Origin of the sequence: Streptomyces luomodiensis (assembly GCF_031679605.1) — a bacterium.
In the GTDB taxonomy this organism is placed as follows: Bacteria; Actinomycetota; Actinomycetes; order Streptomycetales; family Streptomycetaceae; genus Streptomyces; species Streptomyces luomodiensis.
Map to the genome: position 1 here is coordinate 759,780 of NZ_CP117522.1, position 17,128 is coordinate 776,907.

Here is a 17,128-nt window from a genome sequence, read left to right on the forward strand (position 1 = left end):
TGGATCGCGGGCGGTCCGCGATCGGTGCTGCGCGGTCACTCCCGGGTGCGCACCGCCCGTGATCACGAGTCCGGCCGGCAGCCTTCCGCGGCCGCGCTCGGCGACCCGCTGCCTCAACGACCTGGTTGCCTCAACCACCCGGCTGTTCCAATGAGCGGGCTGTTTCACGAGCCGGCCGCTTCAACGACCTGGCTGTTTCAACGGCCCAGCTGCTTACGGGAGACCCTGCGCAGCCTGCGGCGCTGGGAGGGGTCCAGCAGCAGATAGGCCACCGCCGGCACTCCCACGATCACCAGCACCGCCGCCCAGAAGGGCAACACCCACAGCAGGGCCACACCCACCACCACACCACCGGCGGCAACCTTCGCGCGCGTGGACATCTCACCCGCCTCCTTCACGGCCCATAGCCGTACTCACTCCACACAACGGACACCGACGGCGCCCGGTTCCTCCTCGCGCCGTCGTCCTGTACCCTCGGGCGACTCGGGCTCCACTAGTCAAATTTGAGGAATGCTCAGCGCTGTGACTCCACCCTCCGCGGCAACACCTTCCGACGTCGCCGAACTCTGCCGCTGCACCGCGGTCTTCCTTCCCGGCGACCCGGCACGCACCGGCCGGGTCGCCTTCTGGCGGCCGGACGGGGCGCCCCCTTCCGGCCCCGCCACCGGCTCCGCCGAGGAGCTGACGGTCGTCGTCCCGGACGGCCCCGACACCAGCCCCACCGGCCCCGCCGTCCGAACCCGCACCGTACGGGCGCTCGTGCTGCCCCTGGGCGAGGCACTGCCGGTGCTCACCCGGGCACGGGCGCGGGCCGCCCAGGCCGGTCCCGGAGAGTGCGACCCCGCCACGGCCTTCTGGGGCGCCGCCGCCGTGCTCGCCCTCCAACTCGCGGCCCGTGGCAGGCTGCTGCCGGGGCTGACCACCACCGACCACGACGCCTGGCGCGTCGGCCCGCTCACCCCCGACGATCTGACGCGGGTGCGTGAGCTGGCCGCCGCCATGCCGCCCACCGCGCACGCGACACCGCTGCCCGCCTCCGATCCGGTGCTGCTGCCCGAGCCCGAGCGGCTCGTGCGCGCGTTCCTCGACGCGGTGGCGGACGGGCTGCCGCGCTCGCCCGCCGCGTCGCTGGCCGCGGGCGGCCCCGCCTTCGCCGCCACCCCGCCCCGGCGGCTGCCCGAACAGCGTGCCTGGGCCGCCGATGTGGCCGCCGGGCACGACACGGGGGTGCGGCTGTCGCTCCGTATCGAGCTGCTGCACACCGGCGGCGGGGACGGTAAGGCGGACGGGCCGCGCTTCCGTGCCGTCCTCCAGCTGCACAGCCTCACCGACCCGGCGCTGGTCGCGGACGCCGCCGAGGTCTGGGCGGGCACCTCGCCCATCGCCCCGGCCCTCGGTCCGCGCGCCCGTATGGACGCGCTGCTGACCCTGCGGCGCGCGGCCCGCGCCTGGGCGCCGCTCGCCCCGCTGCTGTCGGCCGCCGTACCCGACGCCATCGACCTCGCCGACGAGGAGGTCACCGAGCTGCTCGGCGAGGTGGCCGGCGCGCTGGACGCCGCCGGGGTCCAGGTGCACTGGCCCAGGGAGCTGGCCCGCGGGCTCACCGCCCGCGCCGTCATCGGCCCGGACGACGACGCCCAGGACGGTGCCGAGCCCCGGTTCCCCGCCTTCCTCTCCGCCGACGCGCTGCTCCGGTTCAGCTGGCGGTTCGCCGTGGGCGACCAGGAGCTCACCCGCGCCAAGCTCGACCGGCTCGCCGAGGCCAGCCGGCCGGTGGTGCGGCTGCGCGACCAATGGGTCCTCCTCGACCCCGAGGCGGTGCGCCGGGTCCGGGACCGGCAGGACCGCAAACTCACCCCCGCCGACGCCCTCGGCGCCGTCCTTACCGGTCGCACGGAGGCCGACGGCACCGATGTGGAGGTGCGGCCCACCGGCTGGCTGGCGGCCCTGCGGGACCGCCTCGCCGACCCCGAGGGGACCGGCGGTGCCCAGCGGCCGCCCGTGCCGCAGCCCGCCGCCCTGGCCGCCACGCTGCGCGACTACCAGCTACGCGGCCTGGACTGGCTGGTCCGTATGACCTCGATCGGCCTCGGCGGCTGTCTCGCCGACGACATGGGGCTCGGCAAGACCATCACCCTGATCGCGCTCCATCTGCACCGCCGAGACGTCCCCGAAGCGTCCGGACCCACCTTGGTGGTCTGCCCCACCTCCCTGATGGGCAACTGGCGGCGCGAGATCGAGAGGTTCGCGCCGGGCACCGCCGTGCGCCGCTACCACGGGCCCGCGCGCAGCCTGGACGGTCTCGCGGACGGCGAGTTCGTCCTCACCACCTACGGCACGATGCGGCTCGACGCGCGACGGCTGGCCGACGCCGGGCCGTGGGGCATGGTGGTCGCGGACGAGGCGCAGCATGTGAAGAACCCGTTCTCGGCCACGGCGAGACAGCTGCGCACCATCGGCGCGAAGGCCCGTGTGGCGCTCTCCGGAACCCCGATCGAGAACAACCTCTCCGAGCTGTGGGCGATCCTCGACTGGACCACGCCGGGAGTGCTGGGCACCCATGGCGCGTTCCGCAGCCGCTACGCCCAGGCCGTGGAGAGCGGAAGCGACCCCGAGGCCGCCGCGCGGCTGGCGAAACTGGTCCGTCCCTTTCTGCTCCGGCGCCGCAAGTCCGACCCCGGCATCGCCCCCGAGCTGCCGCCGAAGACCGAAACGGACCGGGCCGTCGCGCTCACCACGGAGCAGGCGGGGCTCTACGAGGCGGTGGTGCGCGAGATCCTCGCCGAGATCTCCGGCACCGGCGGTCTCGCCCGGCGCGGGCTCATCGTCAAGCTCCTCACCGGTCTGAAGCAGATCTGCAATCACCCGGCGCAGTATCTGCGGGAGGACCGCCCCGTGATCCCCGGGCGCTCCGGCAAGCTGGAGCTGCTCGACGAGTTGCTGGACACCATCCTGGCCGAGGGCGCGAGCGTCCTGGTCTTCACCCAGTACGTCCGGATGGCACGGATCCTCGAGACCCATCTGGCCGCCCGCGGGGTGCCGGCCCAGCTGCTGCACGGCGGTACGCCGGTGGCGCGGCGCGAGGAGATGGTGCGGCGCTTCCAGGACGGCGAGGTCCCGGTGTTCCTGCTGTCGCTGAAGGCGGCGGGAACGGGGCTCAACCTCACCCGGGCCGGGCATGTCGTGCACTACGACCGCTGGTGGAACCCGGCCGTCGAGGCGCAGGCCACCGACCGCGCGTACCGCATCGGCCAGACCCAGCCGGTGCAGGTCCACCGCATCGTCGCGGAGGGGACCGTGGAGGACCGCATCGCCGCGATGCTGACGCGCAAGCGGGAGCTGGCGGATGCCGTGCTCGGCTCCGGCGAGGCCGCGCTGACCGAACTGACCGACGCCGAGCTGGCGGAGCTCGTGGAGCTGAGGGGGACCGAGCGATGAGCCGTGCCGAGTACATCCACGACGGACCGGACGGGGACGGCGCGCGGGCAGCGGATCGCGCCGGGGGCTCCGGCTCCCACGGCGCCGACAGCGACGGTGCGCGCCCCGAGCGCACCCTGGCCGCGCTGCCGCCCGCGCGCGGCCGCGGCTTCGCCCGCACCTGGTGGGGCCGGGCGTGGCTGAAGGCCCTGGAGGACACGGCGCTGGACGGCGAGCAGCTGAGGCGCGGCCGCAAGCACGCGCGCGAGGGGGCGGTGGGCGCGGTGTGCGTGCGTCCGGGCCGGATCACCGCCGTGGTGCAGGACCGCGACCGTACGCCCCACCGGTCCGACGTCCTGCTGCGGGAGTTCGGCGAGGCGGAATGGGACCGACTGCTGGAGGTGATCGCGGACCGCTCCGGCCATATCGCCGCCCTGCTGGACCGCGACATGCCCCCACAGCTGGCCGAGGACGCGGCGGCCGTGGGCGTCGAACTGCTGCCGGGGATAGGCGATCTGGAACCGGAGTGCGGCTGTGAGGCGTGGGACCACTGCCCGCACACCGCCGCGCTGTGCTACCAGCTCGGCCGGCTGCTGGACGAGGATCCGTTTCTGCTCCTGCTGATGCGCGGACGTGCGGAGCGGGAGCTGTTGGACGAGCTCCAGGCGCGCAGCGTGGCACGGGCCGCCGGGCACGTCCCGCGGGCGGTGCGGGACGCCTCTCCCCCGGCCCCGGAGGGCGTACCGGCCCGGGAGGCGTTCGCCGCGCCCGGTCCGCCGCCGCTGCCCGCGCCGCCGCCCGCTGTCGCCACGCCCGGCCGGCCTCCGGCACTGGCGGGCGGCACGGACCCGGCTGGGGCACTGGACGTCGCCGCACTGGAGTTCCTCGCGGCGGACGCCGCCGTACGCGCCCGGCGGCTGCTGGCCGAGGCACTCGCGCCCGGCCACGCCACCTCTCCGGTCCCGGCCGCGCTGACGGTGTGGGAGGACACGGTGCGGCTGACCGCCGCCGCTCCCCCGGCCCCGATCGCCGCCCGGCTCGCGGCGGGCTGCGGGCGCGACCGTACGGATCTGGCGCGCGCCGTGCGCGCCTGGGAGCACGGCGGGGCCGCCGCGCTCGCCGTCCTGGAGGAGGAGTGGACACCGGACGCGGAGACGCTCGCCCGTGCCCGCGTCCAGCTCGCGGCCGCCTGGGAGGAGGGCGAGCGGGCGCCCCGGCTGCGCGCCACGGGGAACCGCTGGACAGTGGCGGGCGCCGATCTCCAGGTGCGCTACGGGCGCGACGGCCGCTGGTGGCCGTACCGCAAGGAGCGCGGCCGCTGGTGGCCGGCCGGTCCGGCCGCGCCCGACCCGGCCGCCGCGCTGGCGGCGCCCGGCTCCGACGGCTGACGCGGCGCGTGGCCGGTGGCGGCATGCCTTCCGCCGCCGGCCACGGGCGGGGAGAGGGCCCTGGTGCCGACGGCGCTGCCCACGGGAAGAAGCGGCCCATGAGAAGCAGCAGCCGTAAGAAGAAACGGGCCATGAGAAGAAGCGAGCCGTAAGAAGGAGCAGTCCGGCCGTAAGGATCGCCGCCCGTGCGGAAGGAGCGGGTCCCGGGCCGTCGCCACGGCCCGGGGTGCTGCCGGAACACGGCTCGGCGACGGGCCCTCCCGGTCCGTCCCACGCGGCCGGCCACGGCAGACGGGACGGGCGGGAGATCCAGCCGGGCCGGTGCCTGCGGGCCCGACCGGCGGAAGAACCAGCAGATCGGTCACGGCAGACGGGACGGCCCGGAAGAAGCCGCCCGGCGGACGGCGGCGGGGCGGCAACCTTCGGGCGTGCCGTGGAGACCGTAAGGCGTCAACCTCCTCGGCACGCCCCCACGGGATGGAGTCAGCGACCATGCCCCTCACCCCACGGCGCCCCCGGCGGCGCCGCCCCGCTCCGCTCATCGGCTCCCTGGCCCTGGCCACCGGCGTCGGGCTCGCCGCCGCCCCGGCCGCCGGCTGGCTCGGCGACGGCGTCCGGGCCCATGCCGCCACGCCCACGGCCGCGGCGGCCACCATCGTGGTGGCCAAGGACGGCAGCGGCAACTACACCACCGTGCAGGCGGCCGTCGACGCGGTGCCGGCGAACAACCCATCCGCCGTCACCATCTCCGTCAAGCCCGGCACGTACCGCGAGACGGTGAAGATCCCCGCCAACAAGCCGCACATCCGGCTGGTCGGCACCACGAGCAGCAAGAACGACGTGACGATCGTCTACAACAACGCCTCCGGCACCGCCAAGCCCGGCGGAGGGACCTACGGCACCAGCGGCAGCGCGACCGTCGCCGTCGAGGCCGACGACTTCCAGGCCCGCAATTTGCAGTTCGTGAACGACTTCAACGAGTCCACCAGCAGCATCACCGACAAGCAGGCGGTCGCGCTGCGCACCGCGGGCGATCAGATCGTGCTGGACAACATCGGCGCGGTCGGCGACCAGGACACCCTGCTGCTCGACTCCGCGAGCAAGGACAAGACCGGCCGGGTGTACATCAACAACGCCTGGATCCAGGGGAATGTCGACTTCATCTTCGGCCGGGCCTCCGCCGTCATCAACAAGTCGGCGATCCGGCTCGTCAAGCGCTACGACGGCAGCTCCGGCGGCTATGTCGCGGCGCCCTCGACAGCGGCCGGCAAGAAGGGCTTCCTGTTCATCAACAGCAACATCACCGGGGATGTCAGCAGCCGCTCGTTCTACCTCGGCCGTCCCTGGCACGCGGGCGGCGATGCCGGCCTCGATCCGCAGGCGATCGTCCGCAATACGGATCTGTCAGCCGCGATCAAGACCACACCGTGGACGGACATGAGCGGCTTCTCCTGGAAGGACGACCGCTTCGCGGAGTACAAGAACACCGGCGCCGGGTCCGGTGCGGCGAGCACCGACCGGCCGCAGCTGACCGATGCCCAGGCCGCGGACTACGAGATCGCCGTCTGGCTCGGCGGCTGGCAGCCCTCCTGAGCCGATGAGCCCCGGGCGCCGGTCCCGTCGGGGGGCGGGACCGGCGCCCGGACGCGGTCAGCCGCGTGCGGCGAGCAGATGGTCCATGGCGAGCTGGTCGAGGCGCTCGAAGGCCATGGCGCGCCCGGCGGCCGCCTCGACGTCGAAGTCCTCGAAGGCGGTGCGGTCCGCCAGCAGCGCCGCCGGGGTCTCGCCCTCGTTCAGGGTCGGCTCGCCCAGCTGGTCCAGGCGCGAGGCGCGCAGCGCCTCCTGGACCTCGGGGTCGGCGCGGAAGGCGGCCGCCCGCTCCTTGAGGATGAGGTAGTTGCGCATGCAGCCCGCCGCCGAGTCCCAGACGCCCGCGATGTCCTCGGTGCGCGGGGGCTTGAAGTCGAAGTGGCGCGGGCCCTCGTAGCCGCCCGTCTCCAGCAGGTCGACCAGCCAGAAGGCGGCCCGCAGATCGCCCGCGCCGAACCGCAGGTCCTGGTCGTACTTGATGCCGTTCTGGCCGTTGAGGTCGATGTGGAAGAGCTTGCCGGCCCACAGTGCCTGGGCGATGCCGTGCGGGAAGTTCAGCCCGGCCATCTGCTCGTGGCCGACCTCAGGGTTGACGCCGTACAGCTCGGGCCGCTCCAGCCGCTCGATGAAGGCCAGGGCGTGGCCGACGGTCGGCAGCAGGATGTCGCCGCGCGGCTCGTTGGGCTTGGGCTCGATGGCGAAGCGCAGATCGTAGCCCTGCTCGGTGACATAGGCGCCGAGCAGGTCGAACGCCTCCTTCATCCGGTCCAGCGCGGCGCGCACGTCCTTGGCGCCGCCGGACTCCGCGCCCTCGCGGCCGCCCCAGGCCACATAGGTCTCGGCGCCCAGTTCGACGGCGAGGTCGATGTTGCGCATGGTCTTGCGCAGCGCGTAGCGGCGTACGTCGCGGTCGTTGGCGGTGAACGCGCCGTCCTTGAAGACCGGGTGGGTGAAGAGGTTGGTGGTGGCCATGGGCACGGTCATCCCGGTCGCGTCCAGGGCCTGCCGGAAGCGCTTGATGTGCGATTCGCGCTCGGTCTCCGAGGCGCCGAAGGGGATGAGGTCGTCGTCGTGGAAGGTCACGCCGTACGCGCCGAGTTCGGCGAGCCGGGTCACGGACTCCACGGGGTCGAGCGCCGGGCGGGTGGCATCCCCGAATGGGTCCCGGCCCTGCCAGCCGACCGTCCACAGTCCGAAGGTGAACCTGTCCTCGGGGGTGGGGTTGTAGCTCATCACGGCTCCCTCGCCTATTTCGTCATGGCGCTTTACAAATTAGTATGCGCGAGCATTCCGGGGAAGCCCCGTACCACCCGCACACCGCACGACCCAAGGACACAAGGGAGAGCGCGAGATGGCAGCAGCAGCCGTGCCCGTGCCGCAAGGACCGCTCGTCGTCGGCGTGGACAGCTCCACGCAGTCGACCAAGGCGCTCGTCGTCGACTCCGCGACCGGCGCGGTCGTCGCCCGGGGACAGGCCCCGCACACCGTCGGCGACGGTGACGGCACCGGTAAGGAGTCCGTCCCCGAGCAGTGGTGGGAGGCGCTGACCGAGGCGCTGCGCCAGTGCGGGACCCCGGCCCGGGAGGCGGCCGCGGTCTCCGTGGGCGGCCAGCAGCACGGGCTGGTCACGCTGGACGCCTCGGGCCGCTCGGTGCGGCCCGCCCTGCTGTGGAACGATGTGCGCTCCGCGCCGCAGCGCGACCGGCTCATCGAGGAGCTGGGCGGCCCGAAGACCTGGGCGGAGCGGATCGGCAGCGTGCCCCCGACGTCGTTCACCGTCACCAAGTGGGCCTGGCTGATGGAGAACGAGCCGGAGGCGGCGCGCGCCACCGCGGCCGTCCGGCTCCCTCACGACTATCTCACCGAGCGACTCACCGGCTACGGCACCACCGACCGCGGCGAAGCCTCGGGCAGCGGCTGGTGGGCCTCGGGCACCGAGTCCTACGACGAGGAGATCCTGGACCACATCGGGCTCTCCCCCGAGCTGCTGCCGCGCGTGCTGCGCCACGGCGAGGCCGCCGGGACCGTGCGGGAGCTGCCCGATCTGCCGCTGCCCACCGGCGCCCTGGTGGCCACCGGCACGGGCGACAACATGGCGGCCGCCCTGGGACTCGGCCTGCGCCCGGGACAGCCGGTGCTGAGCCTGGGCACCTCCGGCACCGTCTACGCGGTCTCGGTACACCGGCCCGCCGACCCCACCGGGGTGGTCGCCGGCTTCGCCGACACGCGTGACGCATGGCTGCCGCTGGCCTGCACGCTCAACTGCACGCTCGCGGTCGACCGGATCGCGGCACTGCTGGGCCGCGACCGGGAGGCGGTGGAGCCGGGCGGCTCGACCGTGCTGCTGCCGTTCCTCGACGGTGAGCGCACCCCCAACCTGCCGCACGCCTCCGGGCTGCTGCACGGTCTGCGCCACGACACCACACCGGGCCAGGTGCTCCAGGCCGCCTACGACGGCGCCGTCTTCGCCCTGCTCACCGCGCTGGACCAGGTGCTGGACGAGGACGCGGCGCCCGACGCCCCGCTGCTGCTCATCGGCGGCGGCGCCAAGGGCACGGCGTGGCGGGAGACGGTCCTGCGGCTGAGCGGACGCCCGGTACGGGTGCCCCGGGCCGAGGAACTGGTCGCCCTCGGGGCCGCCGCGCAGGCCGCGGGGCTGGTGCTGGGCGAGGACCCGGCGGCGGTGGCGCGACGCTGGGAGACCGCCGAGGGGCCGTCCTTCGATCCGGTACCCCGCGACGAGGCGGCGCTGGAGCGGCTCTCCCGGGTGCTGTCCGACGCGGACGGCCTGCTGCGCCGCGGCTGAGCACCGCACGTGGCGGCCGGGCGGCCCCGCTGTCGTACCGGCCCGGCACAATGAGCGGATCGGGCGAGAGGAGACGGATTCAGGTGGCAGCGCCACTGCCCAACACCCAGCAGGCGATGCGCCGGCGCAATCTCTCCCTCGTGCTGCACGCCGTGGCCGCCCACGGCCCGCTGTCCCGTGCGTCGGTGGCGGCCCGGGTGGGGCTGACCCGGGCCGCCGTCTCCACGCTCGTCGACGAGCTGATCCGGGACGGCCTGCTGGTCGAGCTGGGCCCCTCCCGGCCCGGCACGGTCGGCCGTCCCGGCAGCGCCCTGCAACTCAATGAGCGCGGTCCGGCCGGGCTCGGCGCGGAGATCGGGGTGGACCACCTCGCGGTGTGCGCGGTGGACCTGGCCGGACGGGTGCGGGCCCGCACCGAGGTCGCGTCGGCCAACCGTGACCGTTCACCGGCCCCGGTGCTCGCCCAGCTCTCCGCCCTGGTCGGTGAGGTCGCGGCGGAGGCCGGACGGGACGGGCTGCGACCGGTGGGGCTCGCGGTCGCGGTGCCCGGCCTGGTGGCGCGGGACGCGTCCCTGGTCGTGCGCGCCCCCAATCTCGGCTGGGAAGGGGTGGACATCGGCCCCGGGCTGCGCGCGGCGCTGCCCGGTCTGCCGGTGGTCGTCGACAACGAGGCGAATCTGGGCGCGCTCGCCGAGCTGTGGCGGGGCGGCCACGACCCGGCTCCCCGGGACTTCGTCCACGTCTCGGCCGAGATCGGCATCGGCGCCGCGGTCGTGCTCGACGGACGGCTGCTGCGCGGCACCCACGGTTTCGCGGGTGAGCTGGGCCATGTGCCGGTACGTCCCGAGGGGCCCGCGTGCGCCTGCGGCGGACGCGGCTGTCTGGAGCAGTACGCGGGCGAGGAGGCGGTACTGCGGGCGAGCGGCCTGTCCCCCGAGCAGGCCGCGGCCGAACACCCGGGCCCCGGCGGTCGTATCGCCCTGCTGGCCGTGCGGGCGGCTGGCGGCGACCGGCAGGTGCGGCGCGCGCTGCGCGGGGCGGGCTCGGCGCTCGGCATCGCCCTCGCGGGCGCGGTGAACCTCCTGGACCCTGAGAGGGTGGTGCTCGGCGGCGCGCTGACGCCGCTGGCGCCCTGGCTGCTGCCCGCCCTGGAGCGGGAGCTGGGCCGGCGGCTCGCCGACCCGGCCCGTCCGGGCGGCGGGGCGGTGACGGTCTCCCGGCTCGGCCCGGACGGTCCGCTGCTGGGCGCGGCCAGTTCGGTGGTGCAGGCGGTCCTCGACGATCCGGCGGGGTTCAGGGACCTCGCCGGGGCCGGGGCCGGGCTCAGAGGAAGCGATGCATGATGTGCAGCCCCACATAGCCCTTGGTGGGGTGGTCGAACGCCTGGGGAACGGTGCCGATCACCTCGAAGCCGAGTGAGCGCCACAGCGCCACCGCCCGGGTGTTGCTCTCCACCACGGCGTTGAACTGCATCGCCCGGTAGCCCTCGGCGCGCGCCCACTCCAGGACGTGCTCGCCCAGCGCCCGACCCACACCGCGCCCGCCGTGCTCGGGGGCCACCATGAAACTGGCCCCCGCGACATGCGCGCCGGGCCCCATCTGGTTCGGGTTCATCTTGGCCGAGCCGAGGACCACGCCGTCGGAATCGGTGGCGACGACGGTACGGCTCGGGGGCTTCAGCATCCAGATGTCGCGGGCCCGGTCCTCGGCCATGTCGCGGGGGTAGGTGTAGGTCTCGCCCGCGGCGACGATGCGGTGCAGGAAGGCCCATATGGCGGGCCAGTCCTCGGCGGTGGCGGTCCTGATCAACATGCGGCCCAGGATGGCGGCGGACCCGGTGGACCCGCGAACGGTTTTTCAAGGCCGCGCTCGCTCCAGGCACAGCGACCGCTTCGACCTGCGTTGATCATGTGCGCCCCTGAGAGCGCCGGCCGGGCAACAGCACCGCCTGCCACGACGAGGGGAAACACCTGCAATCCCATCGGCATCCAGACGTGAAATCACCGCAGTGACACCAGAAAACTCAATGGCCGATTGGACGCCAGAACATATGCGACAAAATTCCATCGATCGGGCGCTAATCCGTCGGCGCGCAAACCGAGGCAACGTCCGCCAGCTGCCAGCAGGCTCAATCATCACGCCGAGAGTGCTCGCGCGCCGAGAAAACAGATCGAGACAATCACGGCAGTTTACGCCGATGTAACCCAGAGTAGCTGTGGGCGATCATTCCGCAGGCGAGGATGGCGGCTGAAAGGATCATTCGGTCACGCCGATTCCGGGGGTATTGATGCAAGAAAATAAAACGCTGGTCACTTCTGCGCGGGGGAGCGTGGACTTACCGTATGCGGCCCTGGCACTGGAGGCGGCCGAGGAAGGCGCCAAGGCCATTGATGAGCACGCCGCGGAATTCCTCCAGTCGGTGACCAGCAAGGGAGCCCGCTACGACCTTGTGACGCGCGCCGACAAGGAAGCGGAGCGCGCGATCATCAGCCACCTCTCGACCCGAAGTCCGAACGACGGAATCCTCGCCGAGGAGACCGGATCGCGGGAGGGGACCTCTGGGTTGCGGTGGGTGATCGACCCGATCGACGGGACCACGAACTTCGTGCACGGGCGACGCGACTTCGCCGTCTCGGTCGGGCTCGAGTCACGCGACGGGATCTTCGCGGGTGCCGTGGTCCGGCCCGCTCACGGCGACTGGGCCGCGGCGGAAGGAGACCGGGTCTTCTCCAGCGCAGGACACCGGATGTCGGTCTCCTCGGTCCGGGTGAACGAGGCCCTGGTCGCAGTCGGCCTCTGCCACGACGCCACCGCACGGGCGTTCACCCTGCGGCAGATCGTGCCGGCCCTGGTCGCCCAGGTCCAGGACTGGCGCTGGGTGGGATCCGCCGCCTGCGATCTCTTCTCGGTGGCCGACGGCTCACTCGACGGCTACGTCGGAATCAATCTCAGCATCTGGGACATCGCAGCCGGTATCGCTCTGGTGAAGGCCGCCGGGGGCCAGTGCGAAACCGTTCGGGCCGGGCAGATCGACGCTTTCCTCGCGGGATCTCCCGAAGTCGTCGCGGGACTGAAGCACGCCCTCATCAACCTGTGAACTCCTGGGAAACGGTGCAGAAAGGAATCCCATGGTGCAACTGCTCAACGAGATCAGCTCCCCGGAAGACCTGCACAAGCTGTCCGAAGGGGAGTTGGAACGCCTTGCCTCGGAGATACGCACCTTCCTCATCGAGCACGTCTCACAGACCGGTGGTCACCTGGGTCCCAATCTCGGGGTAGTAGAACTCACATTAGCGCTGCACCGGGTTTTCGATTCTCCCAAGGATTCCATCGTCTGGGACACCGGACACCAGTCCTATGTCCACAAGATCGTCACGGGGCGCCGGAACATGTTCCCCACGCTCCGCACGAAGGGCGGCCTCTCGGGCTATCCGTCACGAGCGGAGTCCGCACACGACCTGGTCGAGAACTCCCATGCCTCCACGGCCCTCGCCTACGCCGACGGATTGTCCAAGGCGTACGCGCTGCGGGGCGAGGTCGATCGGTGCACGGTGGCAGTCATCGGTGATGGTGCCTTGACAGGCGGCATGGCATGGGAGGCTCTGAACAACATCGCGTCGGCGGGCAACTCCAGGCCCCTGGTGATCGTCGTCAACGACAACGGCCGCTCCTACTCGCCCACGGTCGGAGGGCTGGCGCGGCACCTCTCGGCGCTGCGGACCCTGCCGGCGTACGAGAGGTTCCTGGCAGCCGGTAAGGAGCTCCTCGACCGTACGCCCGTCGTCGGCAATCCCGTCTACGGGGCCCTGCACGGCGTCAAGCAGGGGCTCAAGGACATCGTGGCACCGCAGGCGCTCTTCGAGGATCTCGGTATCAAGTACGTCGGGCCGGTGGACGGACACGACGTCACCGAGTTGGAGAACTCCCTGCGCCTCGCCAAGGGGTTCGGAAGTCCGGTCATCGTCCACTGCATCACGGAGAAGGGACGCGGATACAGCCCTGCCGAACGGGACGAAGCCGAACGGTTCCACGCCGTGGGAAAGATCGACTCCCGCACCGGGGAAGCGTCGTCGGACGGTTCGCAGAGCTGGACGTCCGTCTTCGCCGCGGAGATCGCCGAGATCGGTGCGGAGAACCCGAGCGTCACCGCCATCACGGCGGCCATGCAAGGTCCGGTCGGACTGGGTGAGTTCGGCAAACGCCACCCCGACCGGTTCTTCGACGTCGGCATCGCGGAACAGCACGCGGTCACCTCGGCGGCCGGCATGGCGATGGCTGGTCTGCATCCCGTCGTCGCCGTGTACTCCACCTTCCTGAACCGGGCCTTCGACCAGCTCCTCATGGACGTCGCCCTGCACCGGTGTGGCGTGACGTTCGTACTGGACCGCGCCGGCATCACCGGCAGTGATGGTGCCAGCCACAACGGCATGTGGGATCTGTCCCTGCTCAACATGGTTCCCCACCTGCGCGTGGCCGTCCCCCGGGACGCCGACACCCTTCGTGAAGAACTCCGCGAGGCCGTCGGCGTCACGGACGCGCCGACAGCCCTGCGCTTCCCCAAAGGCGCGGTCGAGCCCGCCGTGCCCGCGCTCGAACGCAGGCACGGCGTCGACGTGCTGTACGAATCCGAGCAGCGCGGCGTACTGATCGTCGGTGTGGGCGCCATGGCAGGTCCGTGCGTACGAGTAGCGCACCGGCTCTCCGACGACGGTGTCGACGCCACGGTCATCGACCCGAGGTGGGTCAAGCCGGTGCCCGAGGGACTCGTCCGGCTGGCCCGTGGATATCGTCATGTCGTCACCGTGGAGGACAGTGGACGCATGGGGGGCGTGGGGGCAGCCGTGACGCAGGCGCTGCGTGATGCCCGTGTCACCGTTCCGGTCGACGTCATCGGCATTCCCCAACAGTTCCTCGACCACGGGTCGCGCGGTGAACTCCTCGCGGAGCTGGGACTCGCCGAGGACGCCCTGCACCAGGCCATCTACGGCGCCGTGGACCTCGGCCCGAGCAGGAACGGGGGCCGTCGCCGGGGAGGGGGAATCCCGAGCAACCTCGTGCCGATCGCCGACAACGCCTGATGAGGCGGCCACCGGGCCTCGTACGCCACCGCGGCCAACGAGGTGACCAAGCCTGCTCAAGGTGAGACAGGTGCCATGCGGAAGGGGTGCTCCTCGATCAGGGGCACCCCTCTTCATGTTCCGCCGGTGGCTGCCGGGAGCCGTACGGCGCGTCAGTGGGCGTCGCGCAGGAAAGCCTCCAGCCCCGCCAGATCGTCGGTGTTGAGGTAGTCCACATCGGCGGCCAGGAGCTCATGCCACAGGGCGTCGCGCTCCGGCCCGGCCACGTCCGGGGTGGCCCAGAAACGCACGGCCTGCCGGGCGGCGTGCGCGGAGGCGACCAGGCGGCGCAGCGTCTCGCGCTCCGCCGACGGTATCGGCCCGGCTCCCGTCCAGGTGAAGGACTTGGTCCAGTCCGCGCTGATGAGCGGGATGAAGGAGGCGGGCACGCCCGTGCCGAGGTCCTCCAGTCGTCCGTCGTAGAAGGCGTGGCGCACCTTCTCGGCCTCCATGGGGGCGCGTGCGCCGCGGTCGCCGGAGATGACGGCGGTCACCGCGCCGCGGCGCACCCGGCCGCCGACCCCGCCGTAGGCGGCGCTGAACAGGTGGCCGTAGCGGCGCAGCCGCTTGGCCAGTTCCCGATAGGTGGGCTCCCCGGCCGTCTTGATGTCGATCAGCAGTTGCAGGGACAGGTCGTAGCCGCGGTAGACCCGGCCGCCGCCCGCCTTCACCCGCCGGGCCAGCGGGTCGAGGTAGAGCGACTCCAGGGTGCGGGTGGGGTCCAGCTCGGTGGCGTCGTGGGCGACCAGCAACTGGCCGTCGACCAGCCAGATGTCGGCCTCCACGCTGCCGAAGCCGTGGGCGAGCGCGTCGGTGAGCGGGTGCGGGTGCTCGTAGTCGTTGTGGGCGTGGGCTCTGGCCAGCGGCCGCTCACCCTTCGAAGCGGACGTGCTCGCGAACGCGGGCGCGGCCGCGCCGCCCGCCAGAGCTGCTCCGAGGGTGAGGACAAAGGCACGGCGTGTACGGCGGACCATGGGGCCTCCCGGCTCTCGTCCCGGCGTGATGCCGGATACGCACGATGGACGCCAGTGAGTATCGGGGGCCCGTGCGCCCAAGGGGCAGTGGTGTGCGAAGAGTTCCACGGGTGGTCCCCGGCCATTTCCTCGCCGTTCCCAAGGTGCCGGGGCGGTGGCGGCGGTGCCCGCCCGCGGGGCGCGGGGCGGACGCGCGGGCGCCGGGTGCACGGCGGCTGTCCGCCCTCCGGGACAATCCGTCCGTCCTCCAGGGCAATCGGAGTGTTTACCCGTCAGCGGCGGTGGTCATTACCGTATCCGGGCACTCTTTTGAGTGAATGCATCGCCCAAAATCCGCTGATAGCTTGGCAGTTGCTCGAGCGCGGAATTACTCCTCAGGGTGCGTACAGGGATGGGTGAGCATTCACGATGACGACGTCCGTTGGACCGGGTTCCGGTACCGATATTTCACAGCCGCCGTTGAGCCTCGGCACGGCGGCCGCGCGGAATCTGGCGACGACGACCAAATCCGTTCCTCAGATGCAGGGCATCACCTCCCGATGGTTGCTGCGCATGCTGCCGTGGGTGCAGGTTCCGGGTGGTTCCTACCGGGTGAACCGCCGGGCGTCGCACACGCTCGGCAACGGCCGCGTGGAGTTCACCACCACCGGGGCCGCGGTGCGGGTCATCCCGGTCGAGCTGCGCGAGCTGCCGCTGCTGCGCGCTTTCGAGGACACCGCGGTGCTCGAGGCCCTGGCGGACCGCTTCACCCAGCGGGAGTTCGCGCCCGGCGATGTGCTGGTGGAGGCCGGGCGTCCGGCCGATGAGCTCCTCCTCATCGCGCACGGCAAGGTCGACAAGCTGACCGAGGGCGCGTTCGACGAACCCTCGGTGGTCGGCTCGGCCGCCGGCGGCGACCACATCGGGGAGCCGGAGCTGGCCGCCGCCGAGGCGGGCACCTGGGGCGTCACCGTGAAGGCCGTGACGTCCTGCACGGTGCTGGCCCTGCCGCGGCAGGAGTTCGAGGAGCAGCTGGACCGCTCCCCGGGGCTGCGCGCACATGTGGAGGCGGTGCGCTCGGCACCGGAGGCCGAGCAAAACGAGCACGGGGAGGCGGACATCGCCCTGGCCTCGGGGCATTCGGGCGAGCCGGTGCTGCCGGGCACGTTCGCGGAGTACGAACTGGCCCCGCGCGAGTACGAGCTGAGCGTGGCCCAGACCGTGCTGCGCGTCCACACCCGCGTCGCCGACCTCTACAACGAGCCCATGAACCAGGTCGAGCAGCAGCTCCGCCTCACCATCGAGGCCCTGCGCGAACGCCAGGAACACGAACTGATCAACAACCCCCAGATCGGCCTGCTGCACAACGCCGACCTCTCCCAGCGCATCCACACCCGCAGCGGCCCACCCACCCCCGACGACCTCGACGCGCTGCTGGCCACCGTCTGGAAGGACCCGGGGCTGATCCTGGCGCATCCACGGGCCATCGCGGCGATCGGCCGTGAGTTCAACAGCCGCGGCATCTCCCCGCAGCCCACGCAGGTGAACGGCCATTCATTGCCGGCCTGGCGAGGTGTGCCCATCTTCCCGTGCAACAAGATTCCGGTGACCCGGAGCGGGGTGAGTTCGATTCTCGTCCTGCGCACCGGGGAGGAGAACCAGGGAGTCATCGGACTGCACCGCACCGGAATTCCCGACGAATACCAGCCAAGTCTCTCGGTGCGGTTCATGGGAATCAGCGAGCAGGCCATCATCTCGTATCTCGTCAGCGCCTACTATTCCGCGGCCGTGCTCGTCCCGGACGCGCTCGGAATTCTGGAGAACGTGGAAGTCGGACTCTGACGTCCGCCCGCCCGG

The 17,128-nt window shown here is 72.2% G+C and carries 12 protein-coding genes; 8 read left to right on the forward strand and 4 right to left on the reverse strand.

Translation table 11 applies throughout. The features are described 5' to 3' along the window. Window positions 1-197: 197 nt before the first annotated feature. Window positions 198-380, reverse strand: a complete 183-nt coding sequence (locus PS467_RS03350) for a tail-anchor membrane protein (RefSeq protein WP_030833957.1) — start codon at window positions 378-380, stop codon at window positions 198-200. Between the two features lie 130 nt (window positions 381-510). Here PS467_RS03350 and PS467_RS03355 point away from each other — a divergent pair, with 130 nt between their 5' ends. From PS467_RS03355 to PS467_RS03365, 3 genes are all read left to right on the forward strand, one after another. After that, window positions 511-3,438, forward strand: a complete 2,928-nt coding sequence (locus PS467_RS03355) for an SCO1167/SCO6262 family helicase (protein ID WP_311033900.1) — start codon at window positions 511-513, stop codon at window positions 3,436-3,438. After that, a complete protein-coding gene (locus PS467_RS03360; protein WP_311033901.1) occupies window positions 3,435-4,805 on the forward strand; it encodes an SWIM zinc finger family protein in 1,371 nt (456 codons plus the stop codon). The genes PS467_RS03355 and PS467_RS03360 overlap by 4 nt, the downstream gene beginning before the upstream one ends. Window positions 4,806-5,297: 492 nt before the next feature. Then, window positions 5,298-6,398, forward strand: coding sequence for a pectinesterase family protein (locus PS467_RS03365; protein ID WP_311033902.1), 1,101 nt, complete (start codon window positions 5,298-5,300; stop codon window positions 6,396-6,398). A 57-nt stretch (window positions 6,399-6,455) separates the two neighbouring features. On the opposite strand, the gene xylA is transcribed toward PS467_RS03365, so the two are convergent. Continuing rightward, window positions 6,456-7,628, reverse strand: coding sequence for a xylose isomerase (gene xylA / locus PS467_RS03370; RefSeq protein WP_311033903.1), 1,173 nt, complete (start codon window positions 7,626-7,628; stop codon window positions 6,456-6,458). A 118-nt stretch (window positions 7,629-7,746) separates the two neighbouring features. Here xylA and xylB point away from each other — a divergent pair, with 118 nt between their 5' ends. Together xylB and PS467_RS03380 are read left to right on the forward strand one after the other, a co-directional pair. Then, a complete protein-coding gene (xylB, locus tag PS467_RS03375; protein ID WP_432280531.1) occupies window positions 7,747-9,201 on the forward strand; it encodes a xylulokinase in 1,455 nt (484 codons plus the stop codon). Window positions 9,202-9,251: 50 nt separating this feature from the next. Then, window positions 9,252-10,544 carry an ROK family protein gene (locus tag PS467_RS03380; protein WP_311033904.1) on the forward strand — a complete coding sequence of 431 codons (1,293 nt, stop codon included), beginning with the start codon at window positions 9,252-9,254 and terminating at the stop codon, window positions 10,542-10,544. On the opposite strand, the gene PS467_RS03385 is transcribed toward PS467_RS03380, so the two are convergent. After that, window positions 10,525-11,013 (reverse strand): GNAT family N-acetyltransferase, encoded by a 489-nt coding sequence (locus tag PS467_RS03385; protein ID WP_311033905.1) that lies wholly within the window; start codon window positions 11,011-11,013, stop codon window positions 10,525-10,527. The genes PS467_RS03380 and PS467_RS03385 overlap by 20 nt on opposite strands. 517 nt (window positions 11,014-11,530) lie before the next feature. On the opposite strand from PS467_RS03385, the gene PS467_RS03390 reads away from it, so the two are divergent. Beyond that, on the forward strand, window positions 11,531-12,298 hold the full coding sequence (locus PS467_RS03390) for an inositol monophosphatase family protein (protein WP_311033906.1): 768 nt from the start codon (window positions 11,531-11,533) through the stop codon (window positions 12,296-12,298). A 31-nt stretch (window positions 12,299-12,329) separates the two neighbouring features. Then, on the forward strand, window positions 12,330-14,279 hold the full coding sequence (gene dxs / locus PS467_RS03395; protein ID WP_311033907.1) for a 1-deoxy-D-xylulose-5-phosphate synthase: 1,950 nt from the start codon (window positions 12,330-12,332) through the stop codon (window positions 14,277-14,279). Window positions 14,280-14,431: 152 nt separating this feature from the next. Here the strand turns inward: dxs and PS467_RS03400 are convergent, their stop codons facing one another. Next, a complete protein-coding gene (locus PS467_RS03400; protein WP_311033908.1) occupies window positions 14,432-15,292 on the reverse strand; it encodes a phosphatidylinositol-specific phospholipase C/glycerophosphodiester phosphodiesterase family protein in 861 nt (286 codons plus the stop codon). Window positions 15,293-15,700: 408 nt separating this feature from the next. Here PS467_RS03400 and PS467_RS03405 point away from each other — a divergent pair, with 408 nt between their 5' ends. Further along, window positions 15,701-17,113, forward strand: coding sequence for a family 2B encapsulin nanocompartment shell protein (locus tag PS467_RS03405; RefSeq protein WP_311033909.1), 1,413 nt, complete (start codon window positions 15,701-15,703; stop codon window positions 17,111-17,113). The last annotated feature ends 15 nt before the right edge of the window (window positions 17,114-17,128 follow it).

Bases quoted from the DNA above. Each gene is read 5' to 3' on its own strand.
- xylB (WP_432280531.1), top strand. From the start codon at position 7,747: ATGGCAGCAGCAGCCGTGCCCGTGCCGCAAGGACCGCTCGTCGTCGGC.
- PS467_RS03365 (WP_311033902.1), top strand. From the start codon at position 5,298: ATGCCCCTCACCCCACGGCGCCCCCGGCGGCGCCGCCCCGCTCCGCTC.
- PS467_RS03360 (WP_311033901.1), top strand. From the start codon at position 3,435: ATGAGCCGTGCCGAGTACATCCACGACGGACCGGACGGGGACGGCGCG.
- PS467_RS03405 (WP_311033909.1), top strand. From the start codon at position 15,701: ATGACGACGTCCGTTGGACCGGGTTCCGGTACCGATATTTCACAGCCG.
- dxs (WP_311033907.1), top strand. From the start codon at position 12,330: ATGGTGCAACTGCTCAACGAGATCAGCTCCCCGGAAGACCTGCACAAG.
- xylA (WP_311033903.1), bottom strand. From the start codon at position 7,628: ATGAGCTACAACCCCACCCCCGAGGACAGGTTCACCTTCGGACTGTGG.
- PS467_RS03380 (WP_311033904.1), top strand. From the start codon at position 9,252: ATGAGCGGATCGGGCGAGAGGAGACGGATTCAGGTGGCAGCGCCACTG.
- PS467_RS03355 (WP_311033900.1), top strand. From the start codon at position 511: ATGCTCAGCGCTGTGACTCCACCCTCCGCGGCAACACCTTCCGACGTC.
- PS467_RS03400 (WP_311033908.1), bottom strand. From the start codon at position 15,292: ATGGTCCGCCGTACACGCCGTGCCTTTGTCCTCACCCTCGGAGCAGCT.
- PS467_RS03350 (WP_030833957.1), bottom strand. From the start codon at position 380: ATGTCCACGCGCGCGAAGGTTGCCGCCGGTGGTGTGGTGGTGGGTGTG.
- PS467_RS03385 (WP_311033905.1), bottom strand. From the start codon at position 11,013: ATGTTGATCAGGACCGCCACCGCCGAGGACTGGCCCGCCATATGGGCC.